The following is a 20,002-nucleotide window of genomic DNA, read 5'->3' as shown; positions in this document are numbered from 1 at the left end:
TTGTATTACCTGTTTAATAAAGAATTGGATTCAATGATGGACTGATTAAGGTTATTCACGGCATCCAGGTATTCATTCTGAATACTAAAAGCCTGGTTGTTCAGCATCACCCATTCCAGGTAACTGATGTCACCATTCAAATACTGTAGGTTGGCTGTTGCAATAATGGTATCAGCGTTCTTCAACCCGGATAATTCATAGTATGTAACCGCCTGCATCGCTTTTTTATATTGTTTAGCTGCCTGATCGTATTGCAGCTGTAGTTCCTGTAATCCTGCCTGATAGTTATTGACAGCTAGTTCCTGGCTGATCTTCTGAGCATTGATTTTTGCTTTCTGTGCGCCAAAGAAAAGTGGGATACCCACACCCACCTGTGCAGACTGAAAACGGGTGCCGCCGGAATATTCTTTATTATCAGCTCCCATACCCCGCATGGTCATATTGTTATAGCCTAGCAGCAAGTCGGGCAATAACCTGGATTTTTCCAGTTTATATTTTGAAAGACTAGTCTGCTCCTGTTGCTCCAACAGCTGCAGGTATGGATGCTTTAAAAGTGCTGCGGTATCACCGGTATCAGGTGCTGGCATTTTAAGTGGACTATTATCCGGCTCCAGGTCTGTTGAGCTATTTAGCAATACTTTTAACCTGGCCTGAAGGATGCTATAGTCCTGTTGTAATTGTTCTAACTGCAATCCAATCTGGCCACGTTGCGTTTCTGCCGTGGTTTTTTCCAGCAGATTACTTTCCCCGGTTTTGAAACGCAACGCTGCTTTTTCTAAAAAGACAGCGTAAATGCTATCCGTATGATGCAGTAATTCGTTCTTGCTGCGTAGGAATAACAGCTGATAATAAACAAATGTAACCTGTCGCCTGAGTTCCGTTTGCTTTACGGCAACATTCAGCATCCCTTCTTTCCATTCTTCATTCAGCAGCATTTTCTGCCTGCTATAAATGGTAGGGAATTTTATGGTTTGAGTGATGGCAAATTTATTGTCATTATAGGCGCTATTGATTTTGCCGAATTCACCCGTTAACACGGTCTGATTGGCGTCCCATCCGGCCCCTTTCAACTTATTCAGATAATCTGCATTCAGTTTTTGATTGCGGATTGAAAGGTTATTCTTCATTGCAGTATCCAGCGCGGCATTTAACGAAACAGCCTGCTGGGCCTGTATTTTCGGAGCTACCAACAATAGGAATGGCAATAACAAGAGGGCAGCTCCCGGAAGATGTTTACCGGATTTCATTAAGTGACGTTTTTCAAAGATGATATAAAGCATTGGCAGTACAAATAAGGTAAGAAACGTGGCTATTATTAAGCCCCCAATAACAACGGTAGCAAGTGGCCGTTGTACTTCCGCCCCTGCACCATTGCTCAGTGCCATTGGCAGAAAGCCCAGGGAAGCTACTGATGCCGTCATCAATACCGGGCGAAGACGCACGCCTGTACCCTTCAATACAATTTCCCTGACATCATTCATCCCTTCTTTGTGCAGACGGTTAAATTCAGCGATCAATACAATCCCATTGAGCACAGCAACGCCAAACAGGGCGATAAAGCCAATACCTGCCGATATACTAAAAGGCATACCACGTAATGCCAGTGCCAAAATACCTCCAATGGCCGACAGCGGGATAGCGGAATAAATAAGCAGTCCCTGTCTGATACTGCTGAAGGCAAAATATAGCATTAACAGAATGAGTAACAGGGAAACAGGTACGGCGATGCTTAAACGTTTCTTTGCCGCCTCCAGGTTCTCAAATGCCCCACCATAAGTGATATGGTACCCGGGAGGTAATTTTATTTTGCCGGATATCTTCTGCTGTAATTCGGCTACAACGGTCTGTACATCACGGCCACGCACATTAAATCCAACAATAATCCGGCGTTGTGCATCTTCCCGCTGTATCTGATTAGGGCCCTCCTGTATAGATACACTGGCTACCAGGTATAAGGGTATTTGGGTGCCCTGTTGAGTTGGAATAAGCAGATTTTGAACATCTACCAGATTTTTTCGTTGCTGGCCGCTTAAACGAACCACCAGATCAAAGCGTTTTTCTCCTTCATATACCAGGCCGCTGCTTTGTCCGGCAAAAGCGGTGTTTACGATTCTGTTGATGTCGTTAATATTAAGACCATATTGGGCGATAGCATCTCTATTATACTGTATTACGATCTGGGGCATACCAGTTACCGCCTCTACATATAAGTCTGCGGCTCCTTTTACTGTTCCGGCCACTGCACCTAACCGATTTGCCAATATCGAAAGACTGTCAAGATCTTCCCCATAAATCTTACAGACCACATCCTGGCGGGCACCGGTCATTAGTTCGTTGAAGCGCATCTGTACCGGATATTGAAATCCAAAGGTTACACCGGGGATGGCTTCCAGTTCCTTCGACATTTTTTCTGTTAGCTCATCGAAAGTTTTTGCCGAGGTCCATTCTTTTTTATCTTTAAGGATCACCATCATATCGCTGGCATCTATTGGCATGGGATCAGTAGGAATTTCACTACTACCTGTTTTTCCTACTACTTCTTCTACTTCCGGAAACTTCGCCAATAGTATCTTTGCTCCCTGGGAAACAGCGGTGGTCGATGTCTTCAAACTACTGCCTGTAAGCACCCTTGTTTCTACTGCAAAATCGCCTTCTTCCAGCCGTGGTATAAATTCTCCACCCAGTAAAGACAGAACAAACAGGGCAACAGCCAGCATGCCAACAGCAGAACCGATGATCAGCTTTGGATAATTTAAAACCCGGCTTAGCACACGCCGGTACTGTGTCTCCAGCTTTTCCATCATTCTGTCGGACCAGGATAGTTTTGCAGGAATCTTTTTACTTAAAACCAATGCACTCATCATAGGCACATAGGTTAAAGAAAGAAGGAAGGCTCCAAATAGCGCAAAGGCGACCGTTTGCGCCATTGGTTTGAACATTTTCCCTTCTACACCCGCCAATGCAAAGATGGGCAGGTATACAATCAGGATAATCAATTCACCGAAAACAGCAGCATTTCGCATCCTGCCGGAAGTTTCCAGTACGAGGTTATCCATTTCCTTTTGTGTAATGGTTGTTTTATTATAATGATGCAGCCGGAACATGCAGGCTTCTACTATAATCAAAGTACCATCTACAATAAGGCCAAAGTCCAGCGCACCAAGGCTCATGAGGTTTCCGCTTACGCCGAAGGTATTCATCATAATAACGGCTATCAGCATAGCCAGCGGTATCACTGATGCCACCAATAAACCAGCCCTGAAATTACCCAGAAAGAGCACTAATACAAAAACCACAATCAGCGCACCTTCCAGCAGGTTCTTTTCAACCGTGCCTATGGCGTTGTTCACCATCTTAGTCCTGTCAAGAAAAGGATCTACAATTACACCTTCCGGTAGTGTCTTTTGTATCTGATCTATACGTGTTTTAATGTTTTTGATAACTTCATTACTATTGGCTCCCTTCAGCATCATTACCACCGCGCCGGATACCTCCCTTTCGCCATTATAGGTCATCGCACCGTATCGGGTGGCATGGCCCAGGCGAACATCACCAATATCTTTTACCAGCAGCGGAGTACCATTGGTGGTATTTTTCACAACAATCTTTTTGATATCTTCTTCAGAACCTACCAGTCCTTCGCTTCTGATGAAAAGTACAGTGGATTCCTGTTCTATATAGGCTCCCCCTGTATTCTGATTATTTGTTTCCAGCGCCCTGAATACATCGTTGATAGAGATCCCATAAGATTTCAGTTTTGCCGGTTCTACAGCTATCTCATACTGTTTAAGATACCCACCAAAGCTACTTACATCAGCAACTCCTTTTACACCCAATAGCTGCCGGCGCACAATCCAGTCCTGGATGGTACGGAGGTCCATCGGAGAATATCTGTCCTCATATCCCTTTTTAGGACGAACAGTGTATTGGTAGATTTCTCCCAGTCCTGTTGTTACTGGCGCTAATTTCGGAGTGCCGAAGCCGGATGGAATCTGACTTTGTACTTCCTGCAAACGTTCTGTTACCTGTTGCCGCGCCCAGTATACATCCACATCATCATCAAACACAATCGTCACCACCGACAACCCAAACCGGGAAAAGCTCCGGATCTTATTAAGCCCGGGGATATTACTGTTTGCCTGTTCAATGGGAAAAGATATCAGCCGCTCTACATCAGGTGCGCCCAACGAAGGGGTAACCGTAATCACCTGCACCTGGTTATCTGTAATATCAGGAACCGCATCTATGGGTAATCTCATGACCTCATATATACCATAACCAATAAGGCCCAGTATAAATAAACCGACAATCAATTTGTTCCTGATTGAAAATTCAATGATCTTATTCAGCATATCGAATAATTGGTATACCTGTTCCACCTATCCTGGCCGACACAGGTACTAAAAAGTAAAATCGCAGTAATTGCTGGAAACATAGCCTACCGGTGCCATTAGCTTCCAAAATAAAGTATAGAAAAGGGGGTATGTCATGTATCAGCTCCTATGCAACTTGTAGTTATTGCATAGTAAAGCCTGCCAGACAAAGAATGATCCGGTGAAAATTATGCTGATAAGGTTGGGGGACCTCTAAAAGACATGCTGGAACGAGCTTTCAGCGGAGGCGGAAATTCATGCTTCAACTGATAGCTTGTTCTTAAAATCGGATAGCAGGTAACTTCCGGTAAACAAACCGGCTCCGGAACAGGAGGTAAAGTTAATAATGACAGGGTATGTTGCAGGTCATTAGACGACTGGGAGGTGAAGCAATGATCTATCAGATTAATTGCAAACAAGCCATGCTTCCCATGATCATTGTCATGATCTTCGTCTTCATCATGATCTGAAGAATGCCGGATCGCAAAGTGATGATGATCATGATTATGATAAACAAGGTTGTGTGCAGTAATAACCATTACTGCCAGCACCAACGATATTTTGGTAATCCATGATCGCATGCTGTAAATATAGTTATTCTTTGAAAGAAATTTAATTAGTAAAATTTGCGTATTTATTATAGCTTATAAAACACTGAAAAACAACAAATTTAAATAACCCAATGCTTAGTCGCTGCGCATCATGTATGCTGCATTACTCAATTTCAATTCCTCTCAACGCGCGAATGTTTGCATCCGGTGACGCCTTGGCAAACTCCTGGGGAGATTATTATTTCATTACAGTAAAGCATTTTCCAATTTCAGAAGTTACGCTTTAACAGGCAGTAGCTTTAGCTAAAGCTTCCATCTATCCCGAAAACACGTTCCCCGAATTGTGTTATATTTATAGTAATCAAAATAATCTCTCATGGCAAAACAAATGTCTATCCTTCCCTTTACGGGAAAACTCGGCCCTCTCATTGGGTATAGGCGCAATGGCAACTACTTCCTGCGCTCCATGCCTCAAAGCGTGCAGCAAACGGCTGCTACCCGCCGCGCATCCAGGCGCTTTGGCATCGCCAGCAGGAAAGGCGCTCTTATCCGGCATGCTTTCTATCCCCACCTGGATATCCATTGTGACGGTGGCCACATCAATCGGCTCAACAGGCTGCTCATTGCTGCCGGCGATCATCACGCCGCCATAACTGGCTTTCGCTTCAATCAGCATACCGGAGTAGATCGTTTCTTTACGGTGGCGCCACGGCTGTGCAATAACGGGATATTACATATTCCCGCACAAACCATCGCCGGGTATAAAGATATTACTGCGCTGGAAGTAAAAGTGATCGCCACGCGAATTGATTTTACATCACGCCAGGTGACAGGTAGCGAAACGGTTACGCTGATGATAGATCCGGCTACCACTTTCCAGGAAACAAATGTTTCGTTGTATGTACCCGGACCGGGTTCACTGGTAGTCGTTTTCCAGGTAAGAGCGATGTACGGCGATGGCCCATCGGGCAACAGACAATACATGGCCGCCGATATTATTGCGGTGGCGGCGCCACAGGTTCCCAAATATGCTAAAAAACGCACTTACCCAAAGCGGACGATACTGCCTTCTCTTCGTACCTATACACACGCATATCCAGCTGTCATTCAACTGGAATAAAGCTACTTTGCCTCCGGAGATATTTTGATGAATAAACCCTTTATACCTGCTTCCTTTTAATAGTATATCTCTTCCCGCAGCTACAGCCTGGCACTGAAGCAGCCTTTCTATGGCCGATTCTCACTTCCATCCATTTGCTGATGCAATTTCACCGGGGTTATACATCCGAACGTCATCCCCGCATCAAGTCCACCTCTCCTGCAGTGTTACTATAGGTACATAGCGGGTGTTAAGCATAGCATAGACAGAATCTACATAATGACAATACATTTATCTCGTAATTAAAGGGTATCAAACAGGTGGTGTCCATTAAAACCGTTTCCGTTTAGCTTCTCTTTAATTGCCACACGATAAAAAGAGGGAAAATATAATTGGATGCTCTTAGCAGAGCATCCAATAAGTATCAAACTTCCACTATTTTTATAGCAACCTGATTAAACTTAATCCATGAGGGTATTCTATTTAACCGTTCTGAGCTTCTATTGTAGCATTATCACTGCTAATGGCCAACATCCGGACATATCAGCCAGGCAAATACAGATGTATTTTAATGAAGCGGCAACCGCCACTATGAACCATACATCGCTATGGAATAGAAACATATATGGTCCGATATTGCTGGTTAACCGGGAGACCCGCCAGGTCTACGCCAATGAGTCTGACAGCATCGGATCATTGCAAAAAAACGGAAGTATTTATACCGGCATCTTACCGGAAAAGATAAACATAGCCAATACTGCTATCCATTGGCAGGGCAAAACCTGGGCGATGATTATCTTACCCTTACCTGAAAACAAAGAAGACAGGCTCAATCTGTTAACACACGAATTGTTTCACAAAACCCAGTCAAGTCTTTCTTTTATAGCAGCCAATCCTGCAAATAATCATCTTGATAAAAAGGATGGTAGAGTTTACCTTAGATTGGAGCTGGAAGCCATGTTAAAAGCATTACATGCTCCTGATATTTCCGGCAGGAAAAATTATTTAACAGATGCATTTACATTCAGGAGATATCGCTATTTATGTTATCCTGGTGCAGATACGCTTGAAAATGCATTGGAACTAAATGAAGGCCTTGCAGAATACACTGGTGCAGTAATGAGTGGTCGAAATAAAGAACAGATGATACTACACTTTGATAAATCAGTTAATGAGTTCCTGCAGAATCCTACTTTTGTGAGATCCTTTGCATATCACACTATCCCCATATATGGCTATCTTCTATACCAAATACAACCAGGATGGAACAGTCAAATTAAGAACAACACTAACCTTGCCACCTATTTTATCACAGCATTAAACCTCTCCGTACCTGAAGATATCCAAACAATTACTGCTACCAGGGTGGCGCAATATAACGGAGCTACAATTATAGCAGCCGAAACTGAAAGGGAAGAAAGAATCAAACAGCAGTTAGCTGCCTATAAACAGGAATTTGTAACACAGCCTCACACGGAACTACGTTTTGAGCAGATGAGTATTTCCTTTGACCCCAGAAATATTATTCCACTGGAAGGATATGGAACAGTATATGTCAATATAAGGGTGTCTGATAAATGGGGAATCCTAACTGTCACCCAGGGCTCATTGCTTAGCGCCTCCTGGAATAAAATCAGTCTTGGCCTCCCTTATAAAATTACCGGTAATAAAGTAAACGGCAAGGGCTGGGAACTACAACTCGCAGATGGCTACAATTTAATAAAAGAGACATCAGGAAATTATAGTCTACAGAAGTAGTTCTAATAGGAGCATTCTCCAATAGCATAACCGTAAACAGAAATACTCTTAACATTTTTTTAACAATATCTACAAACCCAATACAGGATTGCATTACAACACGATAACCATTCTCACCAAAAAAAATTCCCCCATTTTAAAAAACAAGATTGAACCATTTTAAAAAAATATTGTTCTCCTACTAACTCAATAACCATTCATACATTATAAGTATACCTAACCTTAAACATTTAAATCACTAATCGCCAAAAAATCATTCACCATAACCCAGGGGAAGTAATGCCCGCATTCTATGATCACTGTGCTTTCTCATGCCTTACCGGCATGACAGAGGATTCTTTGGCATTACTAAACTAAAAACCCACTATCCAAATCTTATTTAATTCCCTCATAAAATATTACCATATGGCTGCTGATGTAAATGCCAGATTTAATGGCAACTATCTAAAAGACTCAGACCAGTATATCAATAATGACGCCGACTTAAAAAACAAGAACTACAAAGGCACCAATAAATATATGCCGTTAATTCTTCCCAAAGAGCAAACAATTAATTTGGTCAACGTCAAAGCACATATGCAAAAGCGTATAGATTCATTCAAAATACGGGTCAATTTCAATGAGCTATACTTTAGAGGAATTACAGACGATGAAATCACTGCAAACGAAAAAGGCAAAGACCCTCCTATTGTTGTCATGTCTTCTGGTCGGGCAAGCTGGATCAAAGCGGCTATGCAAAATGGTGATAATGCTATCGCTGCTGCGGCAGGCAAATTTAGTGGCAAAGTAACAGATGAATTGATATTCACAAATGGCCCTGTCCCTTTTTACTATCCCAAACGATATACAAATGAAAACACAAAAAGAAACTTTTACATATTTGTTCATCAGACAGAATATGAATTTTATGTCAATGAACTCTCCGATTATGATATCACTGTTATAGGGTGGAGTACACTGAAGGAAAACATTGAGCCGAAAAAGGACTATGATTTATGCCTTGGATTTGGCATGAGCAGATATGTAGTTTTTCAGTTCTTCAAAGATTTCTATAAGCAAAAAAATAGCCCTACTCACAAAAGAATCTGGATGCTGGATGACAATCTATGCCATATAAAAGGCTTCCCCGGTTTCACGGCCTGTGAAGGGCTTAGCCAAAATCCAGGTGTGGGATTTTTCGTGGCAAAAACTCTTTGTGCAGAGCAGTTTTTCACGAACCTGGGTAGTAAAGCGCAAGGAAAAAGCATCGGGGACGAACTCATAAATTTCGCCCAGGATACACTATCTTTTTTACAACAGGCCACGTTGTGGAATTTTGCCCAAATACCCGATGAGTTAAGCTTCAGCCCTTACTTTATTGCTTCAAATGAAGACATTACATTTGGCAGGATGTTGAAACAATATAGCACTAACGTTTCTCATACCTATAGTAGTGCAACAATCCTTAAATGCCAGATACCTGCCCCACCTCAGGGTACAAAAATTGATCCGGGTCTAATCACTCACAATAACCAAAAAAAGGTCATCAATTTAAATCTCTCTGAAGCAGCAAACAGAGGCCCGTTAACAATTTTAAACATGGATACCCGGGTCCCTAAAGATCTATTTGATTTTTTGAATGATATAGCTAAACCTGTGAGCAAGAAAGAAACCAAAGACCTTTCCTTTGTCAAATCGGGCGAACAAATAGTCAGAACAGGTATGCATCAAACCAACGCAGGCACATTCGATGCAGTTCCACAAGAATGCTTTATCACTTCAGGTGAATTCCGTATCCATAGGAATGCATCTACAATTGCTCCTTCCAATACTTAATGAATACCTTATGTCTATAAACGATTTAGTAGCAAACTTAAGAAATCAAGCTACTACTAACGGGAGTATTAATTTGGATAGCAGCATACTATCCAATGAACAGCTCACTGCTATCCGAACAGCATTGGGACTGGCTGTTTCAGCCAATATCACCATAAAAGGAATACAAGCATCAAACATCCCTGATCCTACGGGTAACAGCATTACAATCAGTGCGGGCAACTGCGATCTGCTAAACCAGACTGGTATTACTGTTAAGTCACTCAGTTTCACCGCTGATACCACCGTTGATTTTATCTTAAATCTGCAAATGGCTGATCAATGGAAATGGACTGATAGCTTTCCTAAACTGAATACTTTTCCTTTTAATAAAATCAGTTGCAGTGCTACTTATTTCGTGTATACCACTAAAGCCGTAGATACATATCCGTTATGGTCTGCAAATACTGGTGATTCCATTCCCCTGGTGGCAGGCCTGAATTTAGGTACCAGGCTTTCTTTACAGGCGTTATCGAAGCTGCCGGCCATATTTGGCACCCTGAATACTGACGTTAAAGCTGCCGGTCCTATCGTCAATAACAGCGCATACCCATACCCTGTTATGATGCTCACTGCCAAGTTGTTAGATAGCTTCTCTTTGTTTGGTACTTTAACGATTAATGACCTTATCTATATTGTTCAGATAACGGAACCTCAAAACCTGATACAGGAAATTATTTCAGCAGTAGGCACTACTGTTGAAAATATGCAACTGTTACTTGATATCAACCAAAGCACAGAAGTACTGCGAATAACCGGAAAATCAGTGAATGACAATGTAACTTTAGCAAATATTTCAGGCAGCGCATTGGGACAAGCGGTATTGCCTGCAGGCACTAACTTTAGCGACTTTATCCCTTCTGAATTAAACAATGTATTCGATTCAATTACACTTAATGGCTTCTACATCGCCACAAGTCTTGGAACTCAGAAAAGTATAGACAGGGTGATCTTTTCTATAGGCCAGAAAAGCAATAGTCATATTAATCTTGGTGTTTTTGATCTGTCAGGTTTTCTTTTAAATGTAGCCTGGACTAATCCTAAAGATTCAAATTCAACAACCACTGTCAGGTTTTCAGCAAGTGGAATGATTCCATTGAAGACCTTTACAGACACACTGAACTTTAATATAATTGTAACCAAAAACGGTTCCTGGGCTATTCAATCCATTGAAGCCGACTATGCAGGAGTTATCAGTCTTGCTGATATCATTCAGGAAGTTGCCCCCGGCACACAAATACCTGATGAACTTAGTGGACTTAGATTTGGTGACTTTTTGCTAAAAGCTGATGTTGCAGGTAAAGATTATTCTTTATCGCTGCATGGCTATTGGGATCTGACGGTGCTGTCTGAAATAGTTTCCAGCAGCTATTACTTGCTATTAGATAGCAATAACGGAACAACCACTTTTGAATTACAGGCAGGCTTCAGTATTGGCGATAGCTCTGTGGGAGCAGATATCACCCTTGGCCAACAATTTACCTTCACTGGCGAAGCGGATAACATTTCCTTATCAGATCTCTTAACCAGCCTGTTTGGAGAATTCGGAATTGATCTTTCGGGCATACCTGAAATCATGCTGAATACACTGACAATAGACTATCATAAAACGGTAGCTGATCAGGTAAGCATAAATGCGAATCTGACCTTTGGCAACAACTACACCGGCGCATTTTCATTAGTAGCCAAAAAGAACGCCAGCGACTGGCTATTCATAGCCTATGCAGGTTTAGGCACCAATAACCCTATTGATATAGGAGCACTGCTCCCATTAATAGGCAATGATATCAAGGGAGAATTTGAAATCAAAGATGGCTTCTTTATCATCACTTCCAAAACTATAGGAGATCTTACCCTGGCAACAAAACCCGGACTAACCGTTAAACCGGGAATTTCACTGGGATTCGATGTGGTACTCGCAGGCTCAGATCAGCAGTTGGTGCAACAAATCCTCTCCTATCCAAATACTCAGGAACAAAACAATGCTGCTTACTACATCACTTCAAATGGCGCACTGATAAAATCCAATGTTGACGATACCAACAACAATGCAAATCAGACGGGCAATGTACATTCGTTCAAGATTAACAAACAAATCGGTCCTATACTTTTCAAAAGTATAGGTATTAAGTATGCAGATTTCACTATCAGCGCCTCGTTAGATGCCAGTATGAATATAGGTCCGTTAGGCGCTTCGCTGGATGGACTTTCTGCAGGTATAGCATTGAAAGATGACTACAAACCGGTATTTGGACTGAATGGTTTAGGCTTTGCCTATGCCACTCCTGCTCTCACCATTGAAGGTGCGTTGATCAGATTACCGGACAGTCAGCTGGCTGCGGGTATTAAGTTTCAATTTGACGGCGTATTAATTGTAGAAGCGGAGCAGTTTGGCCTTTCTGCCCTTGGTTCTTATGCCCAGAAAACAGATAATACTCCTTCCTTCTTTCTTTTTGTAGATGTAAATGCAGTACTGGGCGGCCCACCACCATTGATCTTTACAGGAGTGATGGGCGGACTGGGGATCAATAGAGATTTATTAATGCCCAAATTTGATGAAGTACAGGATTTTCCATTGCTGGCAATAGGAGCACCTCAATCAGGCAGCCCTAAAGATATTGCCATGCGCACCTTACAAATACTGGAAGGAGAAATCGCAGGCAACAGCGGCAAAACGGAAGTATGGATTCCTCCAAAATCGGGCGATTACTGGTTAGCAGCTGGCGTGAAATTTACCATTGCGGATATCATATCAGGAGAATTATTATTGGCCGCCGAATTTGGGCATCAGCTACAATTTGCAGTATTGGGACTTGCTTCCCTTAGTTTGCCCCAGAATGTAAGTATAGACAATGCTTTTGTATTTGTAGAGTTACAAATGGAGGCCGTATTTCAGCCACTGGATGGATTTCTGGGAGTTGCCGCCAGTCTTACAAATAATTCATTTGTACTAACGAAAGACTGTCATCTTACCGGCGGATTTGCCTTTAATCTCTGGTTTGGCAGCAATCCAAATGCCGGTCAGTTTGTGGTTACAGCGGGGGGCTATCACCCTGCCTTTACTATTCCTGACTACTATCCTCAAGTGCAGCGATTAGGTTTCAGCTGGCGTGTATCCGGTGACGTATCTATAAAAGGTGGATCTTACTTCGCAATTACTCCTTCCTGTGCGATGGGAGGCGGCGGACTTGAAGTGCTTTACCAAAGCGGACCTGTTAAAGCCTGGTTTACAGCACAGGCAGACCTTATAGTAGCCTGGCATCCATTTTCTTTTACTGCCAGCCTTAGAATAGAAATAGGTGCATCCGTAAGAATAAGTGTCTGGTTTGTACATAAAACAGTTACGGTACATCTGGGGGCCGACCTTGAACTATGGGGTACTCCACTGGGAGGAAAAGTAAGAGTACATATTGTAATAGTTACTGTAACCATACATTTTGGTGCTGGCGGAGCTGACGATCCGAATAAACAGTCGCTCAGCTGGTCGGAATTGAAGCAGATGTTACCTAAGCCAGAGGATATAGTGAAGTCTGTGGCCAATGATGGCGTTTCTTCCATGCTACGTCGCGATAAGAGTAGCGGACAAATTGTCTTTAACGATAACAATTCTGACAATACAGTTCCTGTATGGATTGTGAGATCAGGCTCGTTTGCATTTAACACACAAAGTGCCATTCCTGCCAGTAGTCTGCAATACGGAAGTAACGGTAGCAAAAGTGCCAGTGGGTCCACTATCAATATACGCCCCATGTTCAAAAGCGGGCTTACTTCCGTGCACCAGGTAAGTATTACCCTGGGCACTGTAAATGGTGCTGAAATAGATGTAAGCGACTGGTCTTTTACGCCATTAACAGATAACCTGGCGGCTAACTTATGGGGCGCTCCGATTAAAGACGGAGGCGGAAACTATGTTCAACGTCCAGCTAAGCCATCTGCCGACCTGGTAGGTAATCAGCTTACCGGATATGCCATTAAAGTGCCAGGCCCGGATCCCGGAACCACCTTTGGATTAATTGACATGACACTGCTACAGGAAGAATACCTGGCGAATAATGCCGCCAATCCTCTTAATACCAGCGAGCCGAGATCCTCAGATTATTTACCGGCAACAAGCAGTACTACTATTAATGATATAGGCCAGATAGGCGCTTCGCTTAAATCTTCCAGGGATTCGATTTACGGAGCATTAAAAAACATCGGTCTTTATTCGGGAGATAATGATGCCATGAGCGATATGGGAGCCAATGCAACAAATTTATTTACCAGTGTTCCAATGGAACAAGCATAAATACTATGATCAAAAAACTGGATATCAGTGGAGACATTCCGGCCGGGGACCTTCAACTGTTCGACCATCATGTTCCGGCATTAGAGGGAGGAAGTCATTTTATTCATATCACTCAAACACTCAAAGATGAAACGAGTGATATCAATACAGATCCTATTAATTCGGTACAGGAGTTTTTAGTATCTGCACCGCAGTTTTTTATTGATACCTCTCAGGTGATGAACCGTTATCCTCCCGCCGGTACCACTGGTTTGTATGGAGAAGTACTACCGCATATTGTACTTAAAGATCCTTCACTCCCGTGGGAAAGAGATATGCAGGCAAAGGGTACTCCATGGCTGGCACTGATGGTATTCCAGGAAGATGAGTTAAATGATGGAGATGATGCCACTGTAAAATCTTCTGCCACTACTATTACCTCCTTCATGCAGCAGGCAGCTCCTGTATTAGTTCCAAATGTTACAGTAGAAGCAGATATACCTGGTACATCTCCCTGCAGGTATATCAATATCCCTGTATCAGTATTTCAGCAACATGCTCCTTATCTGAATGAGTTACCTTTCCTTTCTCATCTGCGTAAAATCAATACAGGCGACCGTGCTATTATGGGATTGAATGAGCATGGCTTATTCTCTGTGGTTGCTTCAAACAGGTTCGCTGCCGCTCCTACCTCAGCAGCAGTTAAAACGGTGAAGAATATCGTACACCTGGTATCACTGGAAGGACTACACGACTATATTCAGCCAAATGCAAATTTCGGAAGTTACACAAGTGTATCGCTGATTACATTGGATAGCTGGGCATTCTATTCACTACCAGACCTCAAAGAAGATTTCAGGGCCCTGGTACTAAACCTGGTGGCGGAAGAAACCAATCAGGAGAACATAGATCCTACGCTGCTATGGTTAAAACTGCCGCCAATAAATAACGCAGGAGACAATGCACTACAGGAAGTAAGTAAACGAATAAATGATGGATATGTTCCGATGGCATATCATACCCGCAATGGAGAAAATACATTTAGCTGGTACAGAGGCCCATTAGCTCCTCTCCTGCCTACACCGAACATTCCGGACAATCCATATCCCAACTCAGATGCTGCATTGATATTCGACAAAACACATGGCATCTTTGATGTATCCCTTGCATCCGCCTGGGAAACAGGACGCTCCGCGGCACTGGCGGATGCCAAATTTGAACAGGCTTTGATAGATTTGCGGAAGAATGTAAGCAGAAAAGCAGATCAACTATACTATCGTTCTGTTTCCCCACACTTCAATAGTATTACGGATACCATGCAGTCAGGTTTCCTGAACTTCATGACAACGGCACAGTTGGAACGAATTAAATCCATTGCAGACACCCCATCTAAAGAACGTATATCCAAAGCCGTTAAAAAGGATATTGTTATGTCTGTTCAATTCTATAAAGAAACTATTTCAACACCCGAAGTACAGGCGCAGTTGGGTCAGTTTATAGATAAAGGTTCGGACCCGCTATCCGACTGGGTTTCTCAGTTAATGCTCTTATACAAACTACCTTTTGATAGCCTGGTACCCGATGAACGTTTGCTCCCCAATGAGTCTTTACGCTTCTTTTATCTGGATAAAAACTGGCTACATGCAGCAGCAGATGGGGCTTTGAGCCTGGGCCTTGAATCTTCTAAATCCGTTTACTTTAATCAACAAATAAGAAAGCAGGTGATAGCAAACGCGAAAAAGAAGGTTGCTAAAATAAGATCAGGACTATTGAAGAAGGCATCAGTAAATGATACTACCCCAGATGTAATGAGTGGCATGTTACTACGTTCGGCATTAGTTACCGGCTGGCCTAATCTTGAGATCAAACCTAAAGACGGAGCCGGTCTACCTGTTAATATCCTGAGAATAGATCATCCTGCACCCAATATTCTACTGGTAATCTTTAATGGCGTACCAGCCAGTGTAGAACTAAGTGAGCCGAGAGAATCATTAGGTTTTGGCGTTGATGATGATGGAATGATCGTATTAAGAAACGTTGCTTCCACTGGCACGGTGGGTACACAGATTGGTACGCTGAAAATACGTGATCTCAGTGGCGCTCAACAGCTCTGTATGCGGGCAGCCGGTAGCCGCGTACTTAATATATCTCCGGACGACTCCAATGGATTGATTCAAACCATTACAAAAGCCCTACAACAACAGATTAGTTTGCAGAACAACACCCTTACTTCTTCCACTTTTGCCATCCAATTGATCAAATCTGCCGAAGCTATAATTTTCAAAAGTCAGGCATCTTAAAAATAATTTATGAGTACACCAGCTATGGTGCCTATGGCACTTGATGTATTGCTGAGCAATAATACTTTAATGACGCGCTATGAAGCGCTGTTCAGAACCTGGAAATTTTCCTATGATCTCCTGGCAGATGATACTTTCCATTCTGCCGAAGCACAGGCATTTGATGCAGATATTACCGGTATCATGCAAACAGGGGCCTGGTTGCATTGGACATTACCAAGAGCACTGCGTTCGGGAAGCATGGATAATGGAACGAACTTCCCTTTAGTTCCGAACCGGTGGCTGATAGTAAGAGTACACAGAGATCCACAGGGAAATAATATATCTAAAGCATGGATACAGGAAAGTGATTGTCCTAATTCCTCTACCAAAAAATCCTCCAGTTATATGATAACAAAGGAGGTGAGAGATTATCTTAAAAGTAGTGCAGACCCAAATCGGAATCATCATCCTTTCCCTCCCTTAAGTGATAATTCGGCCAACAATTGTTATACCGCAAACATGGGCTTTCCGTCAGACCTGGATTCGTGGTCTGAAAAAGCAGCAGATTTTCAATTCCTTACAGCAGTAGCACCGGGTAACGTAGATGCAAGTGGCTATATTTATAACAATCTCGGTATCTTCTCTTTTCACGATGATTTAACGGATGCTCCTTCACAAACTACGCTCAGCTATTTTGTTTGTGGTTGGTATTCAAATGCCGGCTCAGATATATTAAAAGTAAACGGTTTCACGGGTGGAACTACTATAGAGGAAGTATTAACGGCACTCAATTGGACGATTGCCAATAACGATGCACCGGGTTCCATAGACAGCTCCCTTTATACAGGAATGTCTTTTGGTCTTAACTGGGATAATACTGCCGGCAGTTCTATCCCCTTGCCGGATGAACTGGAAACCAACAACTACGCAGAGCATATGCGGGTGACTATTGCAAATAATAGCATCGATGCCTTCAGTACGCTTATCGGTACCCAGCTTCAAGGTGCAGAATACAGTAATGTGGTAGAATTACTACGTGCCTTCCAATACGATATGTTGCCCCAGATGAATGAACCTGATGGCACTGCTGCTATTAATCAGCGTGTACGAAGCGAATGGTTCGATTCCAGGTTTGGAGGCACACGTTGGGAAATTGTTCCCGACAGCAGTAATGGTGGTGAACAACAAGGCGTTCCCTTAACGGATACTGAAAAGACATGGCTCTCCCAACTCAATACAGACCAGCGCCAATTGGATAAAGATCTGGAGACGCTCTATTCTTTGCAATGGAATTTAAATGCTGCCTGGTGGAAGTATGGATATATGAATGCCGATGCACAACAGATGTCAACAAATAATACGGGCATTACCGCAGACCAGATAAAACCGCATCTTGATCCAACAAATACAGACGGAGAACTTCGTAAAGTATTGGACCAACTGGCAGTAGTAAACAATCTGCTCAGCAAGGTGCCACAACCGGCAACAGATGCGGGATTAAGTCCGGAAGATGCCTACAACCTGGGAGTACAAAGATTTGCAGCAAATCATGTGGGCGCCGGTAAGGTATTAAAGTCGGTGAATATGCCCCGTTACTGGCTGGCCACTAATCCCAGTGTGCTGGTTTCCGGAGTGGCTCCCGACCCACTTGCTGACCCTGATACCAGTTTGGAAATCCGCCTCTCCTCGCACCTCATCAACTCCATCACCTTGGGCGGACACCAATTTAACCTGCAGGATCTTACATTTATGATGCCGGTATTGAACAAAATCAACGTTGTTCCTGCTGGCATACAGCCACTGTACCAGGAGTTTTTCATTTTGGACCCTGCCAATGCAGGTTTACTTGCCGGCAAAGCCAATATCAGCACGGATCAGGCCAGGCAGGAAATGAGTTCGCATAGCAGTAGCGTATATACGCAGGGAGTTTTGCCGGATGCCATTCTCGATATGTGGATGCAGAAATGGAACCCTATGTATATTGAATATGAAGTGAAGTATTTACCCGTTCCTTTTGAATATAAACAGCAGGAAACGACCTATCGTAACTGGACTTTCAACGGTACCGATTATGATATGAAGTCGAACCTTCAGGGACTCAATACCGGATCTTCCCTTAAAGGAAGATCGTTATTGAGTCCACATGCCCAATTTACTTTTGGTACCAGGTTAAAAGCTTTTATTGATCAATACGGAGACCAGGGAGGGCCATTCACGGATATCTACAACCAGATTAACAGCATTGATAAATGGCGCTTCCTGACACAGGAGTTAGTTGATTTTAATGAATACCTTATTCAGCGCGACAAGCGGGCATATAGAAGGCCCTCCATTGAAACATTTAACTATAATAATACCACGCTTACTTTTGCCAAGGTCACTGGTTATCCAGATACGACCACTACCCCACCTTATGATACCCCCAGCTATGGACAGGGTTCAGTAAATTCTTTCCCGGATGTGAAATATGGAGGAGTAAGTGATTTCCCTTTTCATGCGATACGTAGTGGCCAGTGTTACTTTTACCACCTGACAGTATTTGATAAATTCGGAAGAATGCTGGATCTTATAATGCCAGGAGGCGCAGGAGTTCATGACTACAATAGTTATCCTATAGTAATAGATGACGCGCTGGCGGTTGGCAATAAGTTATCCGCTGATGCAACTGTGGAATCACCATTCCAGTTACCGCCACGATTATTGCAGCCTTCCAGGTTAAATATGGAATGGGTAGATTATAAAGATGATACCGCTGCACTTAACCTGGCTGTTGATGTAAATCCCGTTTGTGGATGGGTGTTATCAAATCACCTCGACAAATCTGTGATGGTGTTTTTACCCGATGGCACTAATGCCGGAGAAGTAGCCTTACGGCAAAATGGGCAGGTGGCCGTTCCTTTCTGGGTGGCACCACCACATAATGACATAACTAGTGTTGATCAAATCACAGCTGCCTCTCCGCATTTGGGTGCTTTCATTACAGCCATGCTCACCAAAACAGCAGACGAGTTTCGTGTATTCATTGATGCTATTGACGCCACACTCTGGACCACTGATCCATTAGGCAACAGAACAGATCAGAACCTAAGCCTGTTGATAGGCCGGCCGTTAGCCCTGGTAAGAACCAGTTTACAATTTGAGTTGGATGGCTTGCCTGTTACGTCCTGTGATTGGCCGGCTCCTGTTAGCCCGGCGCCTGTTGATCCCAATATTCCAGATTTCACTACCTCTCCGTTCAGCATCCGCCTGGGGGATCAGGGATCGCCTGCCGACGGGGTTATCGGCTATTTTGAAGATAAGCAATATGACCAGTTTAATTGTGTAGTTACCCCAGATGCGGGTCAGGGTTATGTAAAACAAATTGGTCCATTGCAACAGGCAGATGGAAATTATTTGCAGCTCGCATTCAACAGCCCTGTTAAATACATCACTTTACTGGTAGACCCACGGGCAGGCATACACGCATTCACGGGTATACTGCCGGTGAAAGAATTGACATTACCGACTCAGTTTGTAGATACGCCGTTATCTGCTATGGAAGTTACGTTCACCGTTGGGCCATTGTTAACGAAGATAGGTCCTAACAAAAATTCTCAGACAGTTAGTGTGCTGGCAAATGGCATTAATCATCTGCCTATTGCAGAGAACAACGGAGTATGGAGCTGGTGGGAAAAATCCGTGGCAGGAGGAGGCTCATGGGAGGGATATGGCTTAAATATAGCTCCTGTAAATGCACAAATATCAGTAACGCCAGCCGCCATACGGGAAGGGTTGTTACAATTCGTTACAAATTTATCAGCCGATAAAAAATAATAATT

8 protein-coding genes are annotated in these 20,002 nt (G+C 43.1%); 6 read left to right on the top strand and 2 right to left on the bottom strand.

All coding sequences use genetic code 11. The features are described 5' to 3' along the window. Positions 1 to 5 precede the first annotated feature (5 nt). Positions 6 to 4,352 (bottom strand): CusA/CzcA family heavy metal efflux RND transporter, encoded by a 4,347-nt coding sequence (locus AB4Z08_RS26885; RefSeq protein ID WP_441576877.1) that lies wholly within the window; start codon positions 4,350 to 4,352, stop codon positions 6 to 8. A gap of 209 nt (positions 4,353 to 4,561) precedes the next feature. Continuing rightward, complete coding sequence (locus tag AB4Z08_RS26880) at positions 4,562 to 4,954, bottom strand: hypothetical protein (protein WP_441576876.1); 393 nt, start codon at positions 4,952 to 4,954, stop codon at positions 4,562 to 4,564. A 346-nt stretch (positions 4,955 to 5,300) separates the two neighbouring features. On the opposite strand from AB4Z08_RS26880, the gene AB4Z08_RS26875 reads away from it, so the two are divergent. The 6 genes from AB4Z08_RS26875 to AB4Z08_RS26850 all read left to right on the top strand — a co-directional run bounded on the left by AB4Z08_RS26875 (position 5,301) and on the right by AB4Z08_RS26850 (position 19,997). Continuing rightward, positions 5,301 to 6,044, top strand: a complete 744-nt coding sequence (locus tag AB4Z08_RS26875) for a hypothetical protein (RefSeq protein ID WP_441576875.1) — start codon at positions 5,301 to 5,303, stop codon at positions 6,042 to 6,044. A 447-nt stretch (positions 6,045 to 6,491) separates the two neighbouring features. Further along, positions 6,492 to 7,781 (top strand): hypothetical protein, encoded by a 1,290-nt coding sequence (locus AB4Z08_RS26870; RefSeq protein ID WP_441576874.1) that lies wholly within the window; start codon positions 6,492 to 6,494, stop codon positions 7,779 to 7,781. A 405-nt stretch (positions 7,782 to 8,186) separates the two neighbouring features. Then, positions 8,187 to 9,596: a hypothetical protein gene (locus AB4Z08_RS26865; RefSeq protein ID WP_441576873.1), complete on the top strand. Its 1,410-nt coding sequence runs from the start codon at positions 8,187 to 8,189 to the stop codon at positions 9,594 to 9,596. Between the two features lie 73 nt (positions 9,597 to 9,669). After that, the gene (locus AB4Z08_RS26860; RefSeq protein ID WP_441576872.1) at positions 9,670 to 13,923 is read left to right on the top strand and encodes a DUF6603 domain-containing protein; all 4,254 of its coding nucleotides are present in this window, start codon (positions 9,670 to 9,672) and stop codon (positions 13,921 to 13,923) included. Positions 13,924 to 13,928: 5 nt separating this feature from the next. Next, positions 13,929 to 16,202 carry a hypothetical protein gene (locus tag AB4Z08_RS26855; protein WP_441576871.1) on the top strand — a complete coding sequence of 758 codons (2,274 nt, stop codon included), beginning with the start codon at positions 13,929 to 13,931 and terminating at the stop codon, positions 16,200 to 16,202. A 9-nt stretch (positions 16,203 to 16,211) separates the two neighbouring features. Beyond that, complete coding sequence (locus AB4Z08_RS26850) at positions 16,212 to 19,997, top strand: hypothetical protein (RefSeq protein ID WP_441576870.1); 3,786 nt, start codon at positions 16,212 to 16,214, stop codon at positions 19,995 to 19,997. The last annotated feature ends 5 nt before the right edge of the window (positions 19,998 to 20,002 follow it).

The organism is Chitinophaga sp. RAB17 (assembly GCF_052114225.1).
Lineage (GTDB): Bacteria > Bacteroidota > Bacteroidia > Chitinophagales > Chitinophagaceae > Chitinophaga.
Note: the sequence above shows the minus strand (reverse complement) of the source record. Positions and strands in the feature narration are given on the sequence as shown.

What these genes read in the sequence shown, in the direction of transcription:
- AB4Z08_RS26885 (WP_441576877.1), bottom strand. Translation starts at nt 4,352, where the DNA reads ATGCTGAATAAGATCATTGAATTTTCAATCAGGAACAAATTGATTGTC.
- AB4Z08_RS26880 (WP_441576876.1), bottom strand. Translation starts at nt 4,954, where the DNA reads ATGCGATCATGGATTACCAAAATATCGTTGGTGCTGGCAGTAATGGTT.
- AB4Z08_RS26875 (WP_441576875.1), top strand. Translation starts at nt 5,301, where the DNA reads ATGGCAAAACAAATGTCTATCCTTCCCTTTACGGGAAAACTCGGCCCT.
- AB4Z08_RS26870 (WP_441576874.1), top strand. Translation starts at nt 6,492, where the DNA reads ATGAGGGTATTCTATTTAACCGTTCTGAGCTTCTATTGTAGCATTATC.
- AB4Z08_RS26865 (WP_441576873.1), top strand. Translation starts at nt 8,187, where the DNA reads ATGGCTGCTGATGTAAATGCCAGATTTAATGGCAACTATCTAAAAGAC.
- AB4Z08_RS26855 (WP_441576871.1), top strand. Translation starts at nt 13,929, where the DNA reads ATGATCAAAAAACTGGATATCAGTGGAGACATTCCGGCCGGGGACCTT.
- AB4Z08_RS26850 (WP_441576870.1), top strand. Translation starts at nt 16,212, where the DNA reads ATGAGTACACCAGCTATGGTGCCTATGGCACTTGATGTATTGCTGAGC.